Source organism: Microcystis sp. LE19-131.1A, from assembly GCF_027532015.1.
Taxonomy (GTDB): domain Bacteria; phylum Cyanobacteriota; class Cyanobacteriia; order Cyanobacteriales; family Microcystaceae; genus Microcystis; species Microcystis ichthyoblabe_A.
Map to the genome: position 1 here is coordinate 55,220 of NZ_JAPZSS010000054.1, position 22,860 is coordinate 78,079.

19 protein-coding genes are annotated in these 22,860 nt (G+C 42.1%); 7 read left to right on the plus strand and 12 right to left on the minus strand.

Translation table 11 applies throughout. The annotated features are described in order from the left end of the window. Positions 1-66 precede the first annotated feature (66 nt). Positions 67-1,674, minus strand: a complete 1,608-nt coding sequence (locus O9323_RS04760) for a S8 family serine peptidase (RefSeq protein WP_288124764.1) — start codon at positions 1,672-1,674, stop codon at positions 67-69. Between the two features lie 599 nt (positions 1,675-2,273). After that, positions 2,274-4,313, minus strand: coding sequence for a biosynthetic arginine decarboxylase (gene speA, locus O9323_RS04765; RefSeq protein ID WP_024969595.1), 2,040 nt, complete (start codon positions 4,311-4,313; stop codon positions 2,274-2,276). A gap of 140 nt (positions 4,314-4,453) precedes the next feature. Here speA and O9323_RS04770 point away from each other — a divergent pair, with 140 nt between their 5' ends. The 3 genes from O9323_RS04770 to recR all read left to right on the plus strand — a co-directional run bounded on the left by O9323_RS04770 (position 4,454) and on the right by recR (position 7,581). After that, the gene (locus tag O9323_RS04770) at positions 4,454-4,987 is read left to right on the plus strand and encodes a DUF4330 domain-containing protein (RefSeq protein ID WP_002737551.1); all 534 of its coding nucleotides are present in this window, start codon (positions 4,454-4,456) and stop codon (positions 4,985-4,987) included. Between the two features lie 138 nt (positions 4,988-5,125). Further along, entirely contained in the window at positions 5,126-6,850 is a 1,725-nt protein-coding gene (locus O9323_RS04775) for a 6-pyruvoyl-tetrahydropterin synthase-related protein (protein WP_130757202.1), read from the plus strand. A 140-nt stretch (positions 6,851-6,990) separates the two neighbouring features. Further along, entirely contained in the window at positions 6,991-7,581 is a 591-nt protein-coding gene (gene recR, locus O9323_RS04780) for a recombination mediator RecR (RefSeq protein WP_043999193.1), read from the plus strand. Positions 7,582-7,957: 376 nt separating this feature from the next. Here the strand turns inward: recR and ctpB are convergent, their stop codons facing one another. The 3 genes from ctpB to O9323_RS04795 all read right to left on the minus strand — a co-directional run bounded on the left by ctpB (position 7,958) and on the right by O9323_RS04795 (position 10,657). Continuing rightward, complete coding sequence (ctpB, locus tag O9323_RS04785; protein ID WP_043997463.1) at positions 7,958-9,283, minus strand: carboxyl-terminal processing protease CtpB; 1,326 nt, start codon at positions 9,281-9,283, stop codon at positions 7,958-7,960. A gap of 142 nt (positions 9,284-9,425) precedes the next feature. Next, positions 9,426-9,845 (minus strand): NUDIX hydrolase, encoded by a 420-nt coding sequence (locus tag O9323_RS04790; protein ID WP_130757200.1) that lies wholly within the window; start codon positions 9,843-9,845, stop codon positions 9,426-9,428. 113 nt (positions 9,846-9,958) lie between these two features. Next, a complete protein-coding gene (locus O9323_RS04795; protein ID WP_288124765.1) occupies positions 9,959-10,657 on the minus strand; it encodes a single stranded DNA-binding domain-containing protein in 699 nt (232 codons plus the stop codon). Positions 10,658-10,746: 89 nt separating this feature from the next. On the opposite strand from O9323_RS04795, the gene folD reads away from it, so the two are divergent. The 3 genes from folD (at position 10,747) to O9323_RS04810 (ending at position 13,284) form a co-directional block, all read left to right on the plus strand. Continuing rightward, positions 10,747-11,604, plus strand: a complete 858-nt coding sequence (gene folD, locus O9323_RS04800) for a bifunctional methylenetetrahydrofolate dehydrogenase/methenyltetrahydrofolate cyclohydrolase FolD (protein ID WP_024969530.1) — start codon at positions 10,747-10,749, stop codon at positions 11,602-11,604. 115 nt (positions 11,605-11,719) lie between these two features. Next, positions 11,720-12,730, plus strand: a complete 1,011-nt coding sequence (locus O9323_RS04805) for a hypothetical protein (protein WP_288124766.1) — start codon at positions 11,720-11,722, stop codon at positions 12,728-12,730. A 221-nt stretch (positions 12,731-12,951) separates the two neighbouring features. Further along, a complete protein-coding gene (locus tag O9323_RS04810; RefSeq protein ID WP_002738007.1) occupies positions 12,952-13,284 on the plus strand; it encodes a hypothetical protein in 333 nt (110 codons plus the stop codon). Positions 13,285-13,500: 216 nt separating this feature from the next. Here the strand turns inward: O9323_RS04810 and ppsA are convergent, their stop codons facing one another. The 4 genes from ppsA to O9323_RS04830 form a co-directional block, all read right to left on the minus strand. Beyond that, a complete protein-coding gene (ppsA, locus tag O9323_RS04815; protein ID WP_002751914.1) occupies positions 13,501-15,942 on the minus strand; it encodes a phosphoenolpyruvate synthase in 2,442 nt (813 codons plus the stop codon). 233 nt (positions 15,943-16,175) lie between these two features. Continuing rightward, positions 16,176-16,826 (minus strand): RloB family protein, encoded by a 651-nt coding sequence (locus O9323_RS04820; RefSeq protein ID WP_002751916.1) that lies wholly within the window; start codon positions 16,824-16,826, stop codon positions 16,176-16,178. Then, a complete protein-coding gene (locus tag O9323_RS04825; protein ID WP_002751918.1) occupies positions 16,819-18,075 on the minus strand; it encodes an AAA family ATPase in 1,257 nt (418 codons plus the stop codon). Before O9323_RS04825 ends, O9323_RS04820 begins: the two co-directional genes overlap by 8 nt. A 136-nt stretch (positions 18,076-18,211) precedes the next feature. Further along, positions 18,212-19,660, minus strand: a complete 1,449-nt coding sequence (locus O9323_RS04830; RefSeq protein WP_193977083.1) for a M16 family metallopeptidase — start codon at positions 19,658-19,660, stop codon at positions 18,212-18,214. Between the two features lie 521 nt (positions 19,661-20,181). Between O9323_RS04830 and O9323_RS04835 the strand changes: the two genes are divergently transcribed. Continuing rightward, complete coding sequence (locus O9323_RS04835; protein WP_002751922.1) at positions 20,182-20,679, plus strand: HNH endonuclease; 498 nt, start codon at positions 20,182-20,184, stop codon at positions 20,677-20,679. Here O9323_RS04835 and O9323_RS04840 read toward each other — a convergent pair. The 3 genes from O9323_RS04840 to O9323_RS04850 form a co-directional block, all read right to left on the minus strand. Continuing rightward, the gene (locus O9323_RS04840) at positions 20,676-21,029 is read right to left on the minus strand and encodes a hypothetical protein (protein ID WP_002751924.1); all 354 of its coding nucleotides are present in this window, start codon (positions 21,027-21,029) and stop codon (positions 20,676-20,678) included. The two genes, O9323_RS04835 and O9323_RS04840, sit on opposite strands and share 4 nt — an antisense overlap. A gap of 87 nt (positions 21,030-21,116) precedes the next feature. Continuing rightward, positions 21,117-22,229 carry a hydrogenase formation protein HypD gene (hypD, locus tag O9323_RS04845; protein WP_002751926.1) on the minus strand — a complete coding sequence of 371 codons (1,113 nt, stop codon included), beginning with the start codon at positions 22,227-22,229 and terminating at the stop codon, positions 21,117-21,119. 116 nt (positions 22,230-22,345) lie between these two features. Then, the gene (locus tag O9323_RS04850; RefSeq protein WP_002748045.1) at positions 22,346-22,609 is read right to left on the minus strand and encodes a HypC/HybG/HupF family hydrogenase formation chaperone; all 264 of its coding nucleotides are present in this window, start codon (positions 22,607-22,609) and stop codon (positions 22,346-22,348) included. Positions 22,610-22,860 lie beyond the last annotated feature (251 nt).

The following is a 22,860-nucleotide window of genomic DNA, read 5'->3' on the forward strand; positions in this document are numbered from 1 at the left end:
CCAACAGAGACTTTCTTCAGCATTGGTTAACTAGGAATGCTCTGGGTTGTGAGCATCAATAGCGTTTTAAGGAAGACGGACAGCACTGCTAGTGAGAATACTGCGGACTTGAGCATGGGTTAAGTTGGGATTAGCCCCGAGCATTAAAGCCACTACTCCTGCCACATGGGGAGCCGCCATCGAGGTTCCGCTGTAGCTCGCATATTGGTTGCCCGGTAAGGTCGAATAAACATTCACCCCCGGAGCCATAACGTGCTGCATACTGCTGTTAGTTCCGGCACGATTGGAGAAACTAGCAATTGTCCGGCTGCTATCGACGGCACCGACGGAAAGACCGTATTGGGTAGCGTAGTATGCAGGTGTTCCGGGAGAAGACAAGCTAGAGTTGCCAGCTGCACTAACCGTAATCACATTGCGACTAGCGGCATAGGCAAGGGCATCGCTTAAAGCAGTTGAATCAGTCCATCCCAAACTCATATTAATGACACGAGCGCCATTATCCACTGCATAACGGATGGCTTGAGCAAGGTTGCCCCCATTAGTAAACCGACCTTGTGAATCTACATCTCCCATACGAATCGCCATAATTCGGGAATTATAGGCAACGCCCGTCATACCAATGCCGTTATTAGCGGCGGCAATTGTCCCAGCGACGTGAGTTCCGTGTCCTTGTCCAGAAGAATTGGTTCCGGGTAGAACGTTATTGTTATTTTGACCGACACCAAAGTTCCAGCCATTGATGTCATCAATGTAGCCATTTCCGTCGTCATCAATGCCATTACTGGCAATTTCCCCTGTATTGCCCCAAATATTATTGCTCAGGTCTTGGTGGGAAATGTCCACACCAGAATCAATTACAGCCACTGTAACACCTTGTCCTGTATAACCTCTTGCCCAAGCTTCAGGGGCGTTAACCATATCATTACCCCAGTTATTACCTCCCAAGTTAGGAACATCGGCAAAAGTGGGTTGACTAATTGCTTGAGCAACGGCAGCGGCAGCGTTAACTAAACCGTAACCATAGGTGGAGTTAAATCCAGTTCCACCACCGTCACTGGTAGCCGAAACAGCGAGATTATAGTTGGTATTAGCACTTTGATAGGGATAGACACGAATGTAGTAGGTGCCTGCACTCAACTGACTGGTAATGCTCTCAGAAGCCGTACCACCGTTAGTAGAGGAGGCAATGAAAGAACCGCTACTATTTAACAGTCGCACGTCCGCGTCGGCGGTCAGTCCGGTGAGACCGAGATTAAAGTTACTAGAATTAGCGAGGGTGAAACGATAGTAATCGTTGGTATCGGTGCTTCCTACCCAATCGGTGTAACTGGTGGTGCTGGAACCGACGGTAATCGCTCTGGCAGTGGCGAGGGTATTGCCGGCTAGGTCAACAGAACTGACAAGACCCACAAAACTACTTTGACCTGTTAAAAAATCACCGTCTTGAGGCCAAGAGGAAAGGGATTCGGATGATTGCCAGCGATTTTTCAGTTCTAGCTGGTATTCTTCCAGAGAATTGCTTAAAAAGTCATAATCCAGTCCCTGGAGACTTTTGCGGACAAAAGGGGTAATCAAGTCGGAGCGTCCCAAACCTGATCCCACGCCAAGGGTTGGTAACTGGAAGATATCATCTAAAACATTGCTGTCTGATAGGTTGAAACTTTGGTCAAGCATCTTTTTTCTCCTTGAGTAAAGACTTTTAAGTAGGGAGGCAAAATTATTGGTAGGATGGGTTGGCGGTAGCGTAACATGAGCAGGAGTTGGGTTTCATTCTTCAACCGTTCGGCAAAAGCTCACGGCCGAAGCCCAACCTACGTTCATCTTATACTTAATTCCACCCACCCACTTACTCTATTCCATCATTAGTTGTAACCGAAATTACGCACATTTTTATATATTTTTATATATTTTTATATCACCTTGATGAAAATCAATAATTGTAGCTATAATCCTTCCTGCCAATGGGTTGTAAGCAATGTATTAGTAATAATTATCAAATTATCAATTGAATGATAAGAAATGCGGAATGTGGGTTGTAACCTATTTCCTGTAGCAAAAGTAGCAGGTAGCAAGTTATTGACACAAATCGCAAAGTATTTGTAACTAAATTTTTACGAAATAGATGTTGATGTCGCTTCCCTCCTGCGGGACGGCAAGAAAGGAGTGAGAAAATACATATAAATGTACTACCAGAGGTAGCATTAGCCCAAAATTCTGCGATCAATGCTTTAAAAAGGGAAAATGAGCTAAATTTCCCCCACAAGTAACCTCTATTAATCCCCACCCACTAGATAGGTATAACGTCGCAAACTGCGTTCATAATCCTGTAGTAGTAACTGGGATTCTTCCACAGTCATGCGATTTTCCTGCAAAGCTTGTTCACAACGAAGACGAATTCTTTCTAACAGGTCTTCCGCAGAATACTGCACATAACTTAATACTTCCGTGATCGTATCTCCTTTGACTAGATACTCGATATCGTACCCCTTGGGACTCATCTGAATATGTACCACGTTAGTATCGCCAAAAAGATTATGTAAATTGCCCATAATCTCTTGATAAGCACCCACCAAAAACATTCCTAGATAATAGGGTTCTGGAGAATGTTTCCCGTTTTTGTACTCCAACGGATGCAATTCTAAAACTGATTTTATGTCCCCGCGCAAATCGATAAACTGGGCAATTTTCCCATCACTATCACAGGTTAAATCGGCGAGAATTCCTCTTTGAGTAGGTTCTCGATCAAGACGATGGATCGGCATAATTGGAAATAGTTGATCGATCGCCCAACTATCGGGAACTGACTGAAAAACCGAGAGATTGGCATAATAAATTGAGGCCATAATTTGCTCTAAGTCTTCCAAGTCATCGGGAACATAATCCTCTTGTCGGGCCACTTGCAGAATTTTGTGACAACAAGCCCAGTACAATTGTTCGGCTCTAGCTCGTTCCTTGAGACTGAGATAACCGAAATTAAACAGACTAATCGCTTCCTCTTTGAACTGTCCCGCATCGTGATAAGCTTCCTGATAATTGCGCTCATCGATACCCGTGTAGGTTTCCCAGAGATTACGGAGGATGAGGTGTTCTTTCCCATTGCAGGGATCGGGGGGATTTTGGGGAACCTCGCTACTTCCCAAGATATCAAAGACTAACACCGATTGATGAGAAGCGATCGCCCGGCCACTTTCACTGATGAGAATTGGGGGTGAAATCTGGGCATCTTCACAAGCTTCCTTGACCTCAGCCACGATATCATTGGCATAATTCTGCATATTGTAGTTTTTTGAGGCGTAGAAGTTAGTTTTTGAGCCATCGTAATCCACCCCTAAACCACCCCCCACATCGAGATAGGTCATATTTGCCCCTAATTTTGCTAATTCCACATAAATCTGACTAGCTTCGCGAATGGCATCCTTAATAACGCTAATAGCGGAGATTTGCGACCCGATATGATAGTGCAGCAGTTGCAGACAATCTAACATCCCCGCTTGTTCTAATTCCGTCACCACCGTTAAGATTTCCGGGACGGTTAAACCGAATTTGGCCCGGTCTCCCGTGGAACATCCCCAACGGCCCACCCCTTTTGTCCCCAGTTTCGCACGCACTCCCAAATGAGGGGCAATTCCTAACTGACGACTGACGCGCAGGGTTAAATATAATTCCTCCAATTGTTCGATGACAATCAAAGGCCGATGACCGAGACGAGTGGTCAAAAGAGCAGTTTCGATGTATTCTTTGTCCTTATAGCCGTTACAAATTAGCAAGGGTTGTGTTTTGTCATTTTTGCCGTTTAAGGCAGGTTCTAGGGTCGCTAAAGCAATCATTAGCTCAGGTTTTGAACCAGCCTCCAACCCAAATTGATAGGGTTTGCCAAAACGCACTAAAGACTCGACGATGTGACGGTGTTGATTGCACTTGATCGGATAGACACCGCGATAGACATTGGCATAATTATAACGGGCGATCGCTCGGTTAAAACAGGCATTTAGGCGCTCGATCCGGTCTTCCAAAATATCACTAAACCGAATTAGCAGGGGTAAACCGATATTTCGCCGCTTAATCGCCGAAACTAACTCGTATAAGTCCAAAGAACCGCCCCTTTCTCCCTGGGGCGAAACGGTAATATTTCCTGCGGCATTGATCGAGAAATAGGGTTCTCCCCAGCCTTGGATGCGATAGAGATTTTCGCTATCTTCGATCGACCAATGTTTAACGGGGGCAACTTTTTCGAGGTTGTTACCGTCAGAAGGGGTCAGATCGAGTGGAGATAATTGCTTTTCTTGTTTCTTAAGTTGAGTTTTACCCGCCATTGTCTATCGATCGCTCCGTGTGAGACTCCGATCTTCTATCTTAAGTCAGACTTCCTGTCTGCGACCAAGATTCCGATCGTGATAGAATTTACTCTCTAGGCTCGATCTCTAGGAATAGTCATCTATATAAATTCAAGGCTATGCAGTTATTAGACTCAAAAGGACGTTTATTCGGTAAATTTAGCTTGCTTGATATCGGAGCGGCCTTAGTAATTTTATTGACAATTATCGGTATTTTTGTTGTACCGGGGACAAGTGGTAAAAGTACGATCGCTCAAGTTACCAAAGAACCCATAGAAGTGGATGTTATTGTCCGGGGTTTAAGTGTTCTCAATCCCAATGCTTTGATTAATCAATTCAATACCGAGAAGAAAACTAATATTGTTATTCGTAATCAACCGGCCGGTCAAGTGGATATAAAAAATGTTAAACCTTTATCGAGAAATGTCTTAGTTCCGCAGCCGGATGGTAGTGTGAAAGTCCTACCGGATCCCCGCACGGAAAACTATTCTCAAGATATGATTATGACTCTCAGTGGTCAAGCGGAAGTTACCGACACTGGTGCGGTTGTTGGCGGTCAAAAGGTGAAAATTGGCACTTTAATCGAGTTGGAAGGAGATAATTATAATTTCAACACCAGTGTTATCGATGTCCGTTTACCAAAAAGGTCTTAAACAGTGATCGGGGGAGTGTAAAAAATCAAACTGTATCTAAAGTAAATTAGCCCGAAACATTTTGGGGGATCACTTCCGAATCTTCGCTATGCTTAATAGCTAATCTCTATTTTTGAAATTTCGGCCGAAAAACAGGACATGATTATCAGGATTTTCAGGAAAAGAGAAATTAGCATTATTGCGATTTTACTTCTTACAGCGATCGCCATTAACTATAAAATGATTCAGGGTGGCATTATATTTAACGCTCATGACATCCTCTTTCATGTCCAATGGTTACAACACTTTAGTCAGCAACTCAGCGAAGGTATTATCTACCCTCGCTGGTTAGCGGGAATGAACTATGGCTACGGTAGCCCTACTTTTGTTTTCTATCCTCCCTTATTTTTTTATCTAGGGTCTTTCCTTAAAATTAGTGGTTTAGACACTCAAAAAGCCATTATTGCCCTTTGCACGTTAATCTTTTTCGGTGCAGGACTGAGTTTCTATCTCTACAGTCGTAATCGTTGGGGTAAGGCAGTCTCCTGTCTAGCGGCGATAGTTTACATAACCTCACCTTATCTATTCCTCAATATTTATGTTAGGGGAGCTTTACCGGAAACCTTGGCTTTAGTGTGGCTGCCCGTAGGTCTCCTGTTAACTGACAAAGCGATCTGTCAACCTAAGTGGAGCTTATTACTAGCCATTTTGTTTGCGATTCTTTCTTTGACTCATTTACCTAGTCTGCTAGTTTATACGATTTTTTGGGTTTTCTATGTCTTGAGTTTTTTATTGCAGGGACATTCCTGGAAAGCCATCGCTAGAACCATTGGCAGTGCCTTGCTTGGGTTTGGTATTTCTTCTTTCTATTTGCTCCCCACAGTGTTAGAAAAATCTCTTGTCAATCTTGATAGTCAGAGAATAGTAAGTGGAGGGTTCAAAGCCAATTTAATTGGTACGACCGTAAGTTGGGCGAGTAAAACCATGCGTTCTGAAATCCAGCCCATTTTTATCCAACAAAGCCTCCTGATTATAACTTTAGCGGCAATGATTTTTATTTGTTATCGTCAGGATAGTGGCAAAATTAGACAAACTGTTTATTGGCTGATTTTTCTCCTAATATTGGCATTTTTAATGACCTATCCCTCTGAGAGAATCTGGCAATATAGTCGGATACTACAAATGGTGCAATTCCCCTGGCGGTTGATGGGTCTATTCTCTTTTGGATTTGCATCTATATTTGCCATAGCAATCAGTGGATTAGTTAGCCAAAAATTATCGCTGAAAGTGATTGTTGTTTTAACTATATTAGTTACTATGTTTGGGAATGTAAGTTATGACTATCAAATTGCACATCGGTCTCGTTCATTTAATAATCCAGGTGATCTTGCCCCCAATGCAAAGGTTAAACCGCAATATGATCCCTATTACCGCTTTCAAGAAATTAAACTAGCTCTAAAAGATCCCTACACAGATAGACTAAGAGATGTACCCGAATATCTTCCTCTGCTACCCACGGGGAACCCCGCTCCCCAACCTTTACTTGGTCAAGCTCATGTTACTAGAGTTAGTGGACAGGCAACTCTTGAAGTAGAACAATGGGATAGCTACCGAAGAATTTTCAAGGCATCGGCTTCACAAAGATCAGTGATTAAGATTAGAACCTACTACTATCCAGCTTGGCATTTGTATGTCAATCAAAAACCTCATCCTAGCACGGTCGCACCAGATGGTACTATCCAAATAGAACTAGAACCTGGTTCTCATATTGTCGAACTTCGTTATCTCTGGACAGGTGCTTTTAAATTGGGTGTGGCAATCTCCATTTGCAGCCTATCTTTGCTAATTTTATTATGGTTTAAATTTCCTAGATTTCTGCTATAACTTCTTTTGAGCTTTAGGGAAACCTTATATTTTTTTTATTAACAATGTTATGATAGAATTAACCAAATGCTCTTGAAGTAGAGATGAGAAATGATACGATTCTATTTTCCCCTTTTTTCTTTGAGTAAGGATTAACTGCTATTTATACACCGCCTTTAGCTCGTTTGATCGAGCAGTTACAAAAATTACCTGGAGTCGGACCCAAAAGCGCCCAACGTTTGGCCCTGTATATTCTCAAACGACCGGAACAAGATGCGATCGAATTAGCCCAGGCGATCGTAGCGGCTAAAAAACAAGTAGGATTATGTCAGGTTTGTTTTCACCTTTCGGCCGAACCGATTTGTGAAATTTGCCGCAATCCTAACCGAGAAACGGGGACTATCTGTGTGGTAGCTGACTCCAGAGATGTGATTGCTTTGGAGAAAACTAGGGAATATTCGGGCAAATATCACGTTTTAGGGGGTGTTATCTCACCTATGGATGGGATTGGACCGGATCAATTAAATATACAGTCTTTAGTCACCAGAGTCAGCCAGAAAAAAATTCAGGAAGTTATCTTAGCTATCAGTCCCAGTGTCGAAGGGGAAACCACGACTTTGTATATCGGGGGTTTACTGAAACCCTTCACCAAAGTTACCCGTATCGCTTTCGGGTTGCCCATGGGCGGCGATCTGGAATACGCTGATGAAGTAACTTTAGCGAGAGCTTTAGAAGGTCGTCGGGAATTGTAAAATCTCGCCAAGGTTGGGATTAAGTAGGGTTTGCTGAATAAATGTGAAATGTAGGCAAGGTAAGGGTTTTGTGGCTTTTCTCGTGAAACAGGTGCAAGATTTTGAAAGAATCGTGCTTCAACACCTTGCGTCTTCATCGGCCCGTGTCCTGTAGGGGCGAAGCATTTGGGCATAACCTATCGGTGAAACGTAGATTTTCTATCCGAATGCTTCGCCCGTACTTTTTGCCGCAAACCCTAAGTAGGGAGGCACAATTATTTGTAGGATGGGTTAGCGGTAGCGTAACATGAGCGGGCGTTGGGTTTCATGCTTCAACCCAACCTACGTTCATCTTATATTTAATTCCACCTACCTACTTAGACATTATTGAGGACAATTATTCGGCCCGACTACTCAAAGGGTTATTGAGATTGCCAGTGCCGGGACGTTTAACACTATGGGATTGTAGGAGTGAGATCGCCTGTTGATACTGGGGATCATCCTTCGTTCCCAGCAAAGAAGGATCATCCCGGAAGCGCAGCTGTTGTTCTTGGGTTAACTCGATCTGCACATCGGGTTTAATGCCTTTTTTGTAGATATTTTCGCCGTTGGGGGGATAATAACGGGCAATTGTCACCGCTAAACCAGAACCATCGGAAAGGGTGTGTACCGATTGGACGGTACTCTTGCCATAAGTCGATGTACCTACTAAAGTCGCCCGGCCATTTTCTTTTAGCGCTCCGGCGAGGATTTCGCTGGCACTCGCTGAACCTTTATTAACCAAGACTACTAGGGGTAAATCGGTAATAGCGGTGTTATTGGCGATAAATTGACGATCTCCACCACGTCGATCGATAGTGCTAACGATTTTGCCCTGTTTCATCCACATACGAGCGATATCGACACTAGCAAATAGTAACCCGCCGGGGTTGCCCCGCAGATCGAGAACATAGCCGGATACCTGTTGTTGACTTAATTCCTCGATCGCCTCTTTCATTTGTTCGGCTGCGTGGGAACTAAATTCATCCAGTTTAATATAACCAACTTTCACCCCACCTTCCTGTTTAAGGGTATAGCTAACGGAGGGGATTTCGATATCTACCCGGGTCAAAGTCACTTCAAATACCCCTTTATCGGGACGGGCAAGCTGTAAACTAACGCTAGTACCCACTTCTCCCTGTAGTGCCTCCATTGCCTGTTCTAGGGTCATTAAAGCGGTGGGTTTGCCATTAATTCTGATCAGGCGATCGCCGCTTTTCACTCCCGCTTCCTTGGCGGGGGATTTTTTCACCGTATCGACAACAACCAGATCGTTACTGCGTTTATCGAGAGCTAAACGTACCCCAATTCCCGATAATTCTCCGGAAGTTTGACTGGTGAGGACAGAAAATTCCCTAGGAGTTAAAAAACGGGTATAAGTATCATCCAATTCCTTTAAAGCTTCGCGAATTGCTGTGTAAGCTTGTTGGGGATTAGTATAATTTCTGCTTAACAATTCTTGACGTTTTTTTTGCCAATCGATTTGATGAAAACTACGATCTACAAATTCATTATTAACAATTTGCCAAACCTGGTCGATGACTGCTTTCGGGTTATCTTCTAAGGGTTTTTCCCCTTTGGCTGCGGGGGTAAGGACCATCAGGGAACTAACTGCTAGGGTAGCGATCGCACCTCCAGATAGGAGTTTCTGCACGGAAACGAACGAGGGACGCGACTGGTTCATAAAGACAAAGCCAAAATAAGATTGACGTTTCAATAAAGCCATTCAAAAAGCGGGAGCATTTTGCCTTCGAGGGAGGTGAGGAGCAGTGTTAACTACGACTTTCGTATAGATAAGGGAGTTCCTTGTCTGGCTCTAGTATCCACTATAATTCTAGTTCTATAAAATCGAGCAATATCTGGCGATGAATTTTTCCTAAAGGACGAGTCTGATTAATCTTCTGGGAATAGTATTCCCCTTGACGGATGGCAGCCGGAGGTAATAATGCTAAATCTTGCCCTTCCGTTTGCACTAATTTTTCTAATGCCACGGTCAGGGGTACATGATAAAGATAACGGGAGAGATTATCATCGTTATAAGAGCGAAAATAGCGTAAACTAGGGGCTTCGTAGTTAATTTCTTCTTTTAACTCTCGTTTTAACCCTATTTCTGGACTTTCACCCGCTTCCAAGTGACCACCAAATAAACCCCACACCCCCGGATAGAGAATCGTCGGGATGTCGTCGCGCAACTGCATTAAAAAGCGACCGTCCTGTTCTAAAATCGCCAAAGCAACAAATATCATCAGTTATCAGTTATCAGTTATCGGGAGACAGGAGACAGGAGACAGGAGACTATTTTATTTATTCTCCCCACACCCCACACCCCACACCCCACACCCCACACCCCACACCCTAGCTATTTCTCGTTTTGTTTATGGGGTAAAAAGAAAGCATCGAGGGGATCTGGGATGGGTTTAAGCACTGCGGAGGGTTTGGGGGGAATCGCTTCCGCGACGGGTTGCGCGGGGGGATTGGGTTTAACGGGGGTAACGACGGGAGTTTCTGGGGGTTTTGTTTCAGCTGCGCTGGGAATTGTCACCTGTCGGGGATTTTCCAGGGGTTTAGTGGAGACTGGGGGAGAATTATTTTCTGGGGGTTTAACTTCTGAGGTGGGGGAAGGTTTAATTTCTGGGGACGGGGAAGAAGTAGGAAGAGAATTAACCGCTACTGCATCCATCTGTTCTAATTCCACTACATACACTTCGTTAACGGTTTGAGAACCCTGGGGAATAGCCTCAAAGTCAATTTTGCCCTTAATGACGATTTCTTCGCCTTGACGGGGTAATTTATTGCTATTGGTGCGAATCCAAATCTTACCAGACCCATCCTGCAAAAGATAGGCTCCTCCCGCTAAAAAAGGGGCATAATTGCTGACAGTTCCCCTAAGATAAACTAAAGCGCCTTTTGGTTTTTCCTGTAATTGCTCGATCGCTGTTAGGGGAGGATCACCGATGTAGGGAACGGCAATACCGAGGTCAGCAAGGGTACTACAACCGAATAACCCTAGCAATAATAATAAACTGCCGATGCGCCCTAGACGAGTCTGGATAGACATTCTTGCTTTAACCTTAACGAGTGCGATTAGCCAATCTTTCTGACAATAGAATAGATCCGAAAGATTTTTGTTCTCGGTATTATCATAGAATGTCCGTAACTACTTGCCAAATTCTCGACGGGAAAGCCTTAGCTCAAAAAATCCAGCTTGGCCTAGGAGAGCGCATCCAGACGCTAAAATCTCAAATGGGACGACCTCCGGGGTTAGCGGTGTTGATGGTGGGGGATAATCCCGCTAGTGCCGTTTATGTCCGCAATAAGGAGAAAGCTTGTACTAAAATCGGTATGGCCTCTTTTGGTCGTCATTTTCCTACCAATACAAGTGAACCAGAAATTTTAGCGGAAATTGTCCGTCTCAATCAAGATGAGCGGGTGGACGGGATTTTAATTCAATTACCCTTACCCAAGCATTTAGATGCGGTTTCCCTTCTCTACCAAATTGACCCGAAAAAAGATGCTGATGGCCTACATCCTCTCAATTTAGGCGGTTTAGTGCGGGGTGAGGACTGTATCCGCAGTTGTACTCCTGCGGGGGTAATGGCACTGCTGAAAGAATATAATATTCCCATAGCCGGTAAGCACGCGGTGGTGCTGGGTCGCAGTATTCTAGTGGGGAAACCTTTAGCTTTAATGTTATTGGAGGAAAACGCTACGGTAACTATTGCTCACTCGCGCACGGAAAATCTGGCAGAAATAACCAGAAGTGCTGATATTTTAGTACCTGCGGTCGGTAAAGCGAATTTAATCACCCCGGATATGGTAAAACCTGGTGCGGTAGTGGTGGATGTGGGGATTAATCGCGTCGCTGACCGTTTGGTGGGGGATGTGGACTATGCTGGAGTTTTAGAAGTAGCTAGTTATCTTACTCCTGTACCGGGTGGTGTCGGTCCGATGACAGTGGCAATGTTATTAAAAAATACCTTGTTAAGTTACGAACGCAAGTTATAAACCCTCAGCTACCAGCTATCAGCTATTCAGTGATTCTACCGATACAATCCTTGATTTTTTTTTAACTATGTTGGTAGAATTTTACAAAACTGGATAGACTAGGAGATTTTTGGTCATGATCTTTATTATCCCGATTATTCTTGGTGCGGCTGCCTTAGTTACTGCTGGTGTAGGTGTTAGTGCTGGTGCTGATGGTGTCTCCAAGCTACAAAAGGCGAAAAAAATTGGCAAAAGTGCCGAACAAAGATATAAAAAAGCCAACAAATCCCTAGAAAAAAAGTTTCAAGCTACCCAAAAATTCGCGGAAGAATACGGTCAACTGCAAATTAATGTCAAAATCAACACCATCGGCAGATTTGTTAAGTTTATTAGCAGAATTGATCAAAGAAATAGTCAAAGAATTGGTCAAAATTACTCCCCATCCCATCAACGCTTCTTAGAAGGGTTTGAGGGATTTTCTGCCGAACAATTCAAGGAATTTAAAGCAGAAGTGTTAGACGCGCAAAGTTTGGCTGTGGGGGGTTTAAAAGTAGTGGGAGTCGCTTCGGCAGCCAGTCAGGGAACCCTAGGATTAATTGGCCTTTTCGGTACTGCTAGTACAGGAACAGCAATTAGTGGACTTAGTGGGGCAGCTGCTTGGAATGCTACCTTAGCATGGTTAGGAGGTGGTTCTTTAGCTGCCGGTGGTGGTGGTATGGCTTTGGGAACAGTGGTTTTAGGAGGTATTACCGTCGGACCTGCTTTAATGATTGGTGGTTTTGTCTTAGGAGGAGAAGGGAAAAAGGCCCTAACTAAAGCTATCGAATACGCCAAGGAAGTGGATAATAAAATAGCTCAGTTAGATAAAAGTAAGAGTTTTTTAGGACAAGTTCAGCGCAGAATTAAGGAGTTACAATACCTGGTTAATAGTCTGAATAGTAGAGCTATTAAGAGTTTAACTGAACTGGAGTCACGAGCTAATTTTAATCCTCATCTAGAGGAAGATGCAACCAAGTTTCGGGAGCTGCTACTTTTAATTAAAGCTTCATCGGAAATCATGAAACTACCCATCCTAGACGAAAAGGGAAAATTAACCAAAGCAACGGAAAATCTCGAAGAAAAGTACCGCCATCTCTTAGAAAACTAATAATTATTCTTGAAAATCTATGAATGTTATCAATTGGTGAATCGCTCTTTATCCTCTGGTGATAATCAAAAACTTGCCTTAACTTTAGAAGAAATTATCATCTTATTTTGCTCTATTTCTTTAAAAATTTCAGTCAATTATCGATGGTAAAAGCCGCGTTAAAGGATGCTAATCACTGTTGGAAATTTTAATTAATTATTTGTTAATATCTAAGGAGAAATATGACTCTAGAACTGCATAATTTTATCTGGGAAGAAGAACGTTTAGTGCAGGTGGAAACCCAACCCCATCACATCGCAGGGGTACTAACGGTAATTCAGGAAACCATGAATGATTCCGATTGCGAATGGGAGGATGTTTATTCCGCTTATTACGAGTGCGAAGATGACGGTACAATCACTTTTTATGAGGGAGAAAGTGCCGAGGAAGATAATCCAGGTATCTGGACTTATGTGGTTTATGAATGTGCCGCAGGAGAAGAAACAGTGATGACTAATGTTAATATCAATACCTTTGCTCCTCTCTTGCAATTACAACAATTAGCGGGGGTTTAAAGACTGCAAGAAAATCTTGAGTTTTGGGTGTGTTAGCATAGAGTAATACACCCTAAATTTTTATATTATTTAGGGCTTGCTGAATAATGCTAAAACCCTTTTAAAATAAGGCTTTTGACCTGTCGGCGGCTACTAACCCCACCAACAAACTTTTTCAGCAAACCCTACTTATATCAAGACAAAAAAAGGTGGGACTTGCCCACCTTTGTCACTAAACTATTGTCCTTGCTCCACTGCTGCCACCATCAATAAAGTTTTGAGGACAGAATCAGGATTAAGACTGATGGAATCGATGCCTAATTCCACTAAAAATTGAGCGAATTCGGGGTAATCACTGGGAGCTTGACCACAGATACCGATTTTGCGATTATGGGCTTTAGCGGTTTCAATAGCCATTTTCACCATGCGTTTAACTCCCTCATTCCGTTCATCAAAAAGATGGGCAACTAGGGCAGAATCCCGATCTAATCCTAAGGTTAATTGGGTCAAATCATTAGAACCGATCGAAAATCCGTCAAACACCTGAGCAAATTGGTCGGCAAGAATTACATTACTTGGTAACTCACACATCACATAAACTTGCAAACCATCAACCCCGCGTTCGAGACCATTTTTCGCCATTTCTTCGAGGACTCTCATCCCTTCTTCGGGGGTACGACAGAAAGGAATCATCGGAATCACATTAGTTAATCCCATTTCTTCCCGGACCATTTTCAGCGCCCGACATTCCAAAGCGAAAGCCTCGCGATAATTAGGATCAGTATAACGGGAAGCGCCGCGCCAACCGATCATCGGGTTTTCTTCCTTGGGTTCAAAGGGTTTGCCACCCAATAAATTAGCGTATTCATTGGATTTAAAATCGGACATCCGCACAATTACATCTTTGGGGTAGAATGCGGCTGCAATCATGGCAATTCCTCGGGCCAATTTATCGACGAAAAATTGGGGTTTATCCTCGTAGTGTTTGGTTAATTCGGCGATTTGGTCTTTTACGTCTCCTTCTTCCAATTCGTGGAATTTCAGCAAGGCGCTGGGGTGGGCCTGAATGTGGTTAGCGATAATAAACTCTAGACGCGCTAAACCGACCCCTTGGGCAGGAATATCGGCAAAAGCGAAGGCTTTTTCGGGATTACCGATATTCATGAGGATTTTTGTCCGAGTTTGGGGCAAATTGTCCAGGGGAGTTTCAAGAATTTCAAAGGGTAGCAATCCGAGGTAAACTTTCCCTTCATCCCCTTCCGCACAGCAAACGGTGACTTCCTGACCGGTTTTAATCGTTTCCGTGGCATTATTGCAACCCACGATCGCCGGAATACCCATTTCTCGTGCGATAATAGCGGCATGGCAAGTACGACCACCTTGATTAGTCACGATCGCGCTTGCTTGTTTCATAATCGGTTCCCAGTCGGGATCCGTGCGATTGGTGACGAGAACTTCTCCCGGTTTAAAGTTGTTGATTTTATCTACACTGAGGATGACTCTGGCTTTTCCTTGACCGATTGCCGCACCTACACTCCGTCCCACCGCTAAAACTTGACTTCTTTCTTTAATTTCGTAGGATTTAAGGATATTAGCTGCTTTTTGGGATTGTACGGTTTCTGGACGGGCCTGAACGATAAAGAGTTCTCCCGTGATCCCATCTTTTGCCCATTCGATGTCCATGGGGGTGTAGGTTCCGCGCACTTGCGAGTAATGTTCCTCGATTTGGGTCGTCCAACGGGCTAAAGTGAGGATTTCTTGGTCACTAATGCAGAATTGATCCTGTTCTAGCTTGTTAACTCGGATATTCTTGGTTAGACGCGATCCTCCATCATCGTAGATCATCTTGATGGCTTTACTGCCGAGGCGTTTGTCGAGGATGGGTTTGTAACCGTTTTTAAGAGTGGGTTTAAAAACCAGATATTCGTCGGGGTTAACGGCTCCTTGCACGACATTTTCCCCTAAACCGTAGGCTGCGGTGATTAAAGTGGCATTTTTGAACCCTGTTTCCGTATCGATGGAAAACATCACCCCGGAGGTGGCTAGATCTGAACGCACCATTTTTTGGACACCGACGGAAAGGGCGACGGCAAAGTGATCGAAACCGTTATGATGACGGTAGGAAATAGCGCGATCGGTGAATAAAGAGGCAAAACATTTATGGCAAGCTTCTAAAACTCCCCTCACCCCTTGCACGTTGAGATAGGTTTCCTGTTGTCCGGCAAAACTCGCTTCTGGTAAGTCTTCGGCAGTGGCACTCGATCGAACGGCCACATCGATGGAATGATAGAGATCATCGCCATAACGTTCACAGAGTCGGCGATAGGCAATAGCGATCGCATGACTTAAATCATCGGGGAACGGTGTATTTAGGATTAATGTGCGTGCTTGTTTACCTTTTTCTTGCAGGTTCTGCACATCGTTTTCGTCTAAATCTTGGAAAATTTGTCTTAATTGTGCGTCTAGTCCGGCTTTTTCGACAAAGTGACGGTAAGCGTAAGCGGTGGTGGCGAATCCTGTGGGGACATTAATCCCTTTCGGGGTTAATTGTTGGATCATTTCGCCTAAGGAGGAGTTTTTGCCACCGACTAATCCCACATCTTTGCTGTCTACTTCTTCAAACCACAGAATTAATGCTTGTTCTCTAGAGGTTCTCGCAACATCTTGTAGTAGCATCATAAGTATTTTTACCTCTGTACTTTATACTTTCAGTTTAGCGACATACCATCTTCAAAAACCCTTGAGTTTGATATTTATTTACAAAACTCTACAATAGCCAACTCAGCCACGCTCACCCTATCTCTAAAGGGTTTAATTGTCTAGGTACTTGACATAAAAATTAACAAACTAATCAGGAGTCTCAACAGTAACTTTCCTGAATGATAGCCTTAGTTATCTCAAAATAGTTAAGTTTAAGATCGACTATTTTTATTGAGTTCCCTCACTAATTCATGTACGGTAGTGGAAGGATGGGGATCAAAAGGATGTTGTTTTAATTCATCTCGCCGTTTAATAAGTTTTTCGGCGTTGATAATCGCTGTAGGCTGATAAGGCTTTAATTTTTCATAGATATTCTCTCGGCTTTTTTCATATTTTTCTTTCTCGCCAACTAATCCAAGTTTTCTCATTTGATTAGTTAAAATACTCCCGTATCTATCTCTAGGTGTAGCAGTATCAAGATATTGAAAGTGCAAAATATACCAAATTTCAAAGGCTTCATTAGAATAGGCAATCTTGATATTTTCTTTTTGGGCAAGTCCCTCAGCTTGATTAAATTGCTCTTTGGTATAATTATCTTTATCAAAAACACACCAAACTTGATCGTAAGATGCTGATTTTTCATTGTTTTTAATATTAATTGCTTTCTTGACTAAACTCAAGGTATTTTGACCTTCTCCCTTAACTTTTATTTTAATGTTATTAGATTTTAAATCTTCCCTCAAACAAGTAAAGTAATAGTATTCAGTCTTTTCTCCTTCACAAACAATCAAAAATGTTTCCCTTGGCTGTCTCTTGTTAGCTTGACGTTTTAAATAACTATAATTACCATCTTTTTTAGCCATAATAATCACCGATAACTTTGCTTAAATTACCAATAAAAGGTATGGCACCATAGCGACCTTGAATATAATCTTGTTCAAAGGAAGCATTATTATCAATATCAAATTCGACCAGAGAATATAAATCCGTTGCTTCTTGGCGATTTTTTTCGGTAAACCAGATTTGATCTCTTCTAAACAGTTGATTACTAAGTAAATTAACATCATGAGTAGCAAAAATAAGTTGAGCATTTTTAGGGTTTATTTGTTGAGAGTTAAATAATCCAATAATTGCTATTGCCATTAAGGGATGCAGTAGGGAATCCAGTTCATCAATTATTAATACCTCACTTGCTTTTAAAACCGATAAAATAGGTGCTAATAAAGCAAATAATTTTTGAGTGCCACGCGACTCATGTTTATTCAGTTGAAAGCTTTCTAACCCGATTACCTTTCCCTCTAAATCATACTTTTCATGATAGGTTTCAATGGAGTTGTAAACTGTATCTGGAATATCCTTATGAAAATTATCTAGGGGTTTCCGTCCCACTTCTATACTCATATCCTTGATACTCAAATCTAATTTTTTAATTAAGAAAACGATTTCATTTTTAAGATTTTGCTCTCTAGAAAGATAGTCAATAGATAGCTGTCTTAAATTTTCAAGTTGCGAACCCGATATAATCTTTAACCTACTAAACCAGAGTAAAATCTTACCTGCTAACGGATCATTAAACTGAGCAGCAATCGATAGAAATAAGGTATTTTTTTTAGTTAAATCTTTGACATCTTTGCCCTTCATCAGACTTTTACTATATTTAATTTTATCTTTTTCACGACTAAATATATTAGTTTTACGAGTTTTGGGCGTGCAAGATAACCCCTCAGAAATTACTCGCTCTTGAGTGACTTCAAAGCTATATTCATAGGTCTTATTATCTAGATAAAAAACTATCTTAAAAAAAGAAGGTTTATCTTCGGTTTCAGAACTTAATCGAAATTTTTCTAAATCTATCTTATCTGTAATTTGTAATTTCGAGGAATTAATGACAAAACTTTGCATAAAATATAAGGCCAGAATCAAATTACTCTTACCACTAGCATTTGCTCCATAAATAGCAGCACTTTTTAGTAAACTAAAATTCTGATTAACCTTAAAAACATTATTTTTATCAAGCTCATCATTATCTGCTGCTTCATCTGCAGCCACCATACTGAGAGTAACTACATCCTTAAAAGACCGATAATTACCGACACTAAATTCGATGAGCATTACATACTAACCCTAAAAGTCTCTGGGGAATTGATGAAGACTATGCTTTTATGATAGGCAATTTGTCAACATTTAAAAGGAAATTTTTCTCAGGTGTGTTAGCGTCATGTAACACACCCGACATCTCTACAGTTATTTATATTTGTGTGATGGTGACATCAACAGTTTTAACCGTAGTTCCCAAACTGGATAGAGGAGGTTGAATTTCCTGTTCATTACCCACTACTAGAGTCACAATTTGATTCGGTTGTAGATATTGTTGGGCCACTCGTTGAATATCGGCAGTTGTCACCCCTTTTACCGCTTGTTGATAACGGAAGATAAAATCTTGGGGATAACCATAATATTCATAAGTCATCAATCGCGATAAATTTTGAGCAGGTTTCTCAAACTTAAAAACAAAAGAATTGAGAATAGCATTTTTAGCGTCTTCTAATTCTTTGGCAGTAACGGGTTGATTGCGAAGGCGCTCGATTTCGCCTAAAATTGCCTTAATAAAAGGTACGGTAGCATCGGTGCGAGTTTGACCTCCAGCAATAAATAAACCGGGATAATCATAACGACTATTCCAGACACCATAGACAGAATAAGCTAATCCTTGACGGGAGCGCACTTCATTAAATAAACGACCACCAAAACCGCTTAAAATCTCATTTAATACCGTTAAAGCGGGATAGTCGGGACTATCCAACCGACCCCCAAGATGACCTAATAAAACGCTACTCTGGGTTAATTGGGGTTGATTGACAACAAAGACACCTTGAAGATTTTTTTGGGTTGCAGAAGGGGTGACAATTTTAGGGGCAGTGGCGGGATTTTTCCAATCGCCAAAAGTCTTATTGATTAATGCTTTCATCGACTGAGAATCAAAATCACCGATAATTCCTAAAATTATTTGGTCGGGACGGACATAGGTACGATAAAAATCGATTAAATCCTGACGATCAATATTAGCTAAAGTGCTATATTCTACAGTACGAGCGTAGGGGCTATTATCACCATAGACTAGCTTTTTAAACTCCCGACTAGCAATATCACTGGGATCATCATTACGTCGGGCAATTGCTCCTTTTTCCTGAACTTTGGCTAATTCCACTCTCTGATTTTCAAAAGTTGGGGAACGCAAAACCTCAGCAAAGAGATTAAAAACGGTTTCTAAATCTTCACTAAGAGCGCTAAAACTAGCAGTTCCAGCGTTAAGATCGATCGAGGTTTCTACTAGGGCTGCTCTTTGTTCTAATAACTGATTTAAGACATTAGAAGGATGTTTTTCCGTGCCACCACTACGCAGCACGGTTCCAGTAATATCGGCTAATCCGACTTTTTCCCCGGATTCTAATCTTCCTCCCGTCCGAATCATCGCCGTACCACTTACTAAAGGTAAGCTCCGATCCTCCACTAAATAAACCACCATCCCATTATCTAGTTGATAGCGCTCGTATTGGGGAACTGTAACTTCAGGAAGGGGAGGAAAAGTTAAATCGGTAAAATGTCGCGGGGTTTGGGCAATTGCTGGGGAACGAAAAGCTAGGACACCTATCAGGGTGATCAGGATTAAACCTAGCCATTGTAAGCGTTTTTTCATGATTTGAGTCGAAATTATTGAGAGGAATAGATAAGAGGGAACAAAAGGCAAATCTGGCCGCTTTTTGCTTTTTACGGTAGTCCTCAAGAAGTAATGATGATAGAATAGTCGCTAAAAATCAAGTGTCTCTCCGCCATGCCTAATTGTCCAAAATTGCCTACGGATCGGGGAGATATAGTATTTTATCTATCACTATAATTCCTCTTTGGATTTATCATTACTTGTTTAGCACCATCAATTTCAATCAGATTCTTGAGTATTTTTCGTTCCCCCTACAAACCCATTCTAAACTAGAGGTCGGCATTGCTGCTTTGGCAGCGTCCTGAGCATTCAAACTCTCGAACTAGCTTCGCCAATTCAAAAATGAAACGCATCAACCTCAAGACCCTTTTGCATGAGTGCCTCTTGCCGTTCGGCTGTCCTGATATGTAGCCTATGCTCAACGGATTGAGTATAATAGGTCCCAATCCCAGTGATATGTGTTACCATTCGGGGTAAATTCAAGCGATCTCCAGACACCTATGAGCAAGGTTCTCGTGTTGAATGCCTCCTACGAACCGCTAAATATTACCAGTTGGCGGCGTGCGATCGTTTTATTATTGAAAGGAAAAGCTGAATCCCTAGAACATAACGGAAAAGTGGTTTGTCGTGACTTACCCCTACCTTCCGTTATCCGTCTTAGGCAATACGTCCGTGTTCCCTACAAGGAAATTCCTTTAACCCGTCGTAATATTCTCGAACGAGATCATCACACCTGTCAATACTGTCTCTACCGAGGTGAACAATTAACCATTGATCATGTGATTCCCCGTTCTCGCGGAGGGGGTGACACTTGGGAGAATTTAGTGGCGGCTTGTGTGCGTTGTAATGTGCATAAGGGCAATCGTACACCAAAAGAGGCCAATATGTCCCTACTCGCCCAGCCACGTCGTCCCTACAGCAGTCTCCACTTTGAGCTATTAAAGCACACCAGGGGGAATCACAATCACGAATGGCGTAAATATGTCATCGGTATTTAGGGTGAAAAAGGCATGGTGAAACCAAGACCAAAATTGATTCCCATGCCATTATTATTAGTCTGGGTGCGAGGATTGGCAACTCCCGTGCCTAGATAAACCGCACAACCGCGACAGGGGGAATTGACTCGGTAGCGCACCGCCATGGGATCATTAGGATCGGTGATGGTTACTCCCTGATGGTTTAAATCTTTAATTAGATTGGTGACGGGTTTGAAAAAATCGGCGCTGGGGGGTTGACTTGGTGGCAGTTCTAGGGTTTGTTCTTGGGAAGCAAGAACGATTTCTGAAGCGATAACTAGCAGTAGAGAGGTAGTTAAGCTAAATAAACCCAGATTATTTTTGATTTTCATCCTTTTTTGTTACCGAGAGATTGTTAATTTTTTCTCTGAAAAGTCTAGCGTTTCCTCGCGGGAAAGGACACTAATCAGTAAAAAAATTTACCGATGTCTGCCATACTTATAATAAGCGGCACAAGCACCTTCACTAGAAACCATACAAGTACCGATGGGGTGTTCGGGAGTACAAGCAGTACCAAATACTTTACATTCCCAGGGTTTTAAAACACCTTTAAGAATTTCGCCACACTGACAAGCTTTGTGATCTTTAACACGCTGATTGGGTAGGGTAAATTTTTTCTCCGCATCAAAATTACTGTACTCATCTCGCAGTTTTAATCCTCCTTGAGCAATTTCTCCTAAACCTCGCCATTCAAACTGATCCCGCAGTTCAAAAACTTGCTTGATTGCCGATAAAGCGACTCTATTTCCTTGATTTTGTACCACTCGATCGTACTGATTTTCTATCTCACATCTCTGCTCATCTAATTGTTTTAATACCATCCAAATTGATTGGAGAATATCCAAGGGTTCAAACCCAGAAACTACCACAGGTTTATGATATTCTTGGGCAATAACTTGATAGGGTTCTGTGCCAATTACCATGCTAACATGACCGGGACCAACAAAACCGTCTAACTGTAAATCTGGGTTATCTAACAAAACTTTCAGAGCGGGAATAATCACCACATGATTAGAAAATAAACTAAAATTAGTGATGCCATCTCTTTGTGCTTCTAAAACGGTTAAAGCGGTGCTAGGAACGGTTGTTTCAAACCCTAATGCTAAAAATATTACTTCTTTATCGAGATTTTCTCTGGCAATTTTTAAGGCATCGCGAGGAGAATAAACCATGCGAATATCATCACCTTTTGCTCGTGCTTGCAGCAGACTCAAATGGGAACCGGGAACACGCATAGTATCGCCAAAAGTTGTCAGAATTACGTTCGGTTTTTGTGCGAGAAAAATGGCATCATCTAAACGACCTCGCGGCATCACACAAACGGGACATCCAGGACCATGAATTAATTCGATAGTTTCTGGAAGTATTGCCTCGATACCGTATCTAAAAATTGAGTGGGTATGACCTCCACAAACCTCCATAATTTTAGTAACTTTTTGCCGCTTTTCAGAGATTCTTATCGATAATTGTTCTATTTGTTGAATTAATCCCGACGCTTTAACTGGATCACGAAATTCATCAACGTATTTCATAGTTTATCTCCTTTAATTATAATTTTTAGCTGTCGGTAGTCAGTGATAATTGCCGTAATTTACATTTCTTATAGATAGACAACAGCATTAATTTATGGGTGACTACTTTAAGAACATTAATTATGATTAAATTCTAACTCTAATTCCGCTAATTGTGTTAATAAATTTAGGGTTTCTTGCGCCTCATCTTCATCGATTCGATTCATGGCAAAACCCACATGAACTAATACCCAATCCCCTACACAAGTATTAGCGGGATGGTCTTCATCAACAATACAAGCGATATTTACTTCTCTTTTTACACCCCCCACATCGACGAGAGCGAGATGACGGTTTTCATCAATAATTGCCGTAATTTGTCCCGGTATGCCTAAACACATAGTTTTTACCTTAAATCTAGTTTTTGTTAATTATGCGCCGATTTTTGGGCTAGAGATTGCATTAATATCAACTGACAGCCCTTCTCATAAAGATGAAGTATAACCTAATTTGATATTGACGACCTACGACCGCCTCCCGAAAAGGAAAACCGAGTCAAAGGTTATCCTTTTTACTTGGTCCTAGCTGCCATTCTGGACTATTGCCCTCAAGAACAGCTTTTTTTCTCCTATCTTTTTTAAGATTTCCCCCG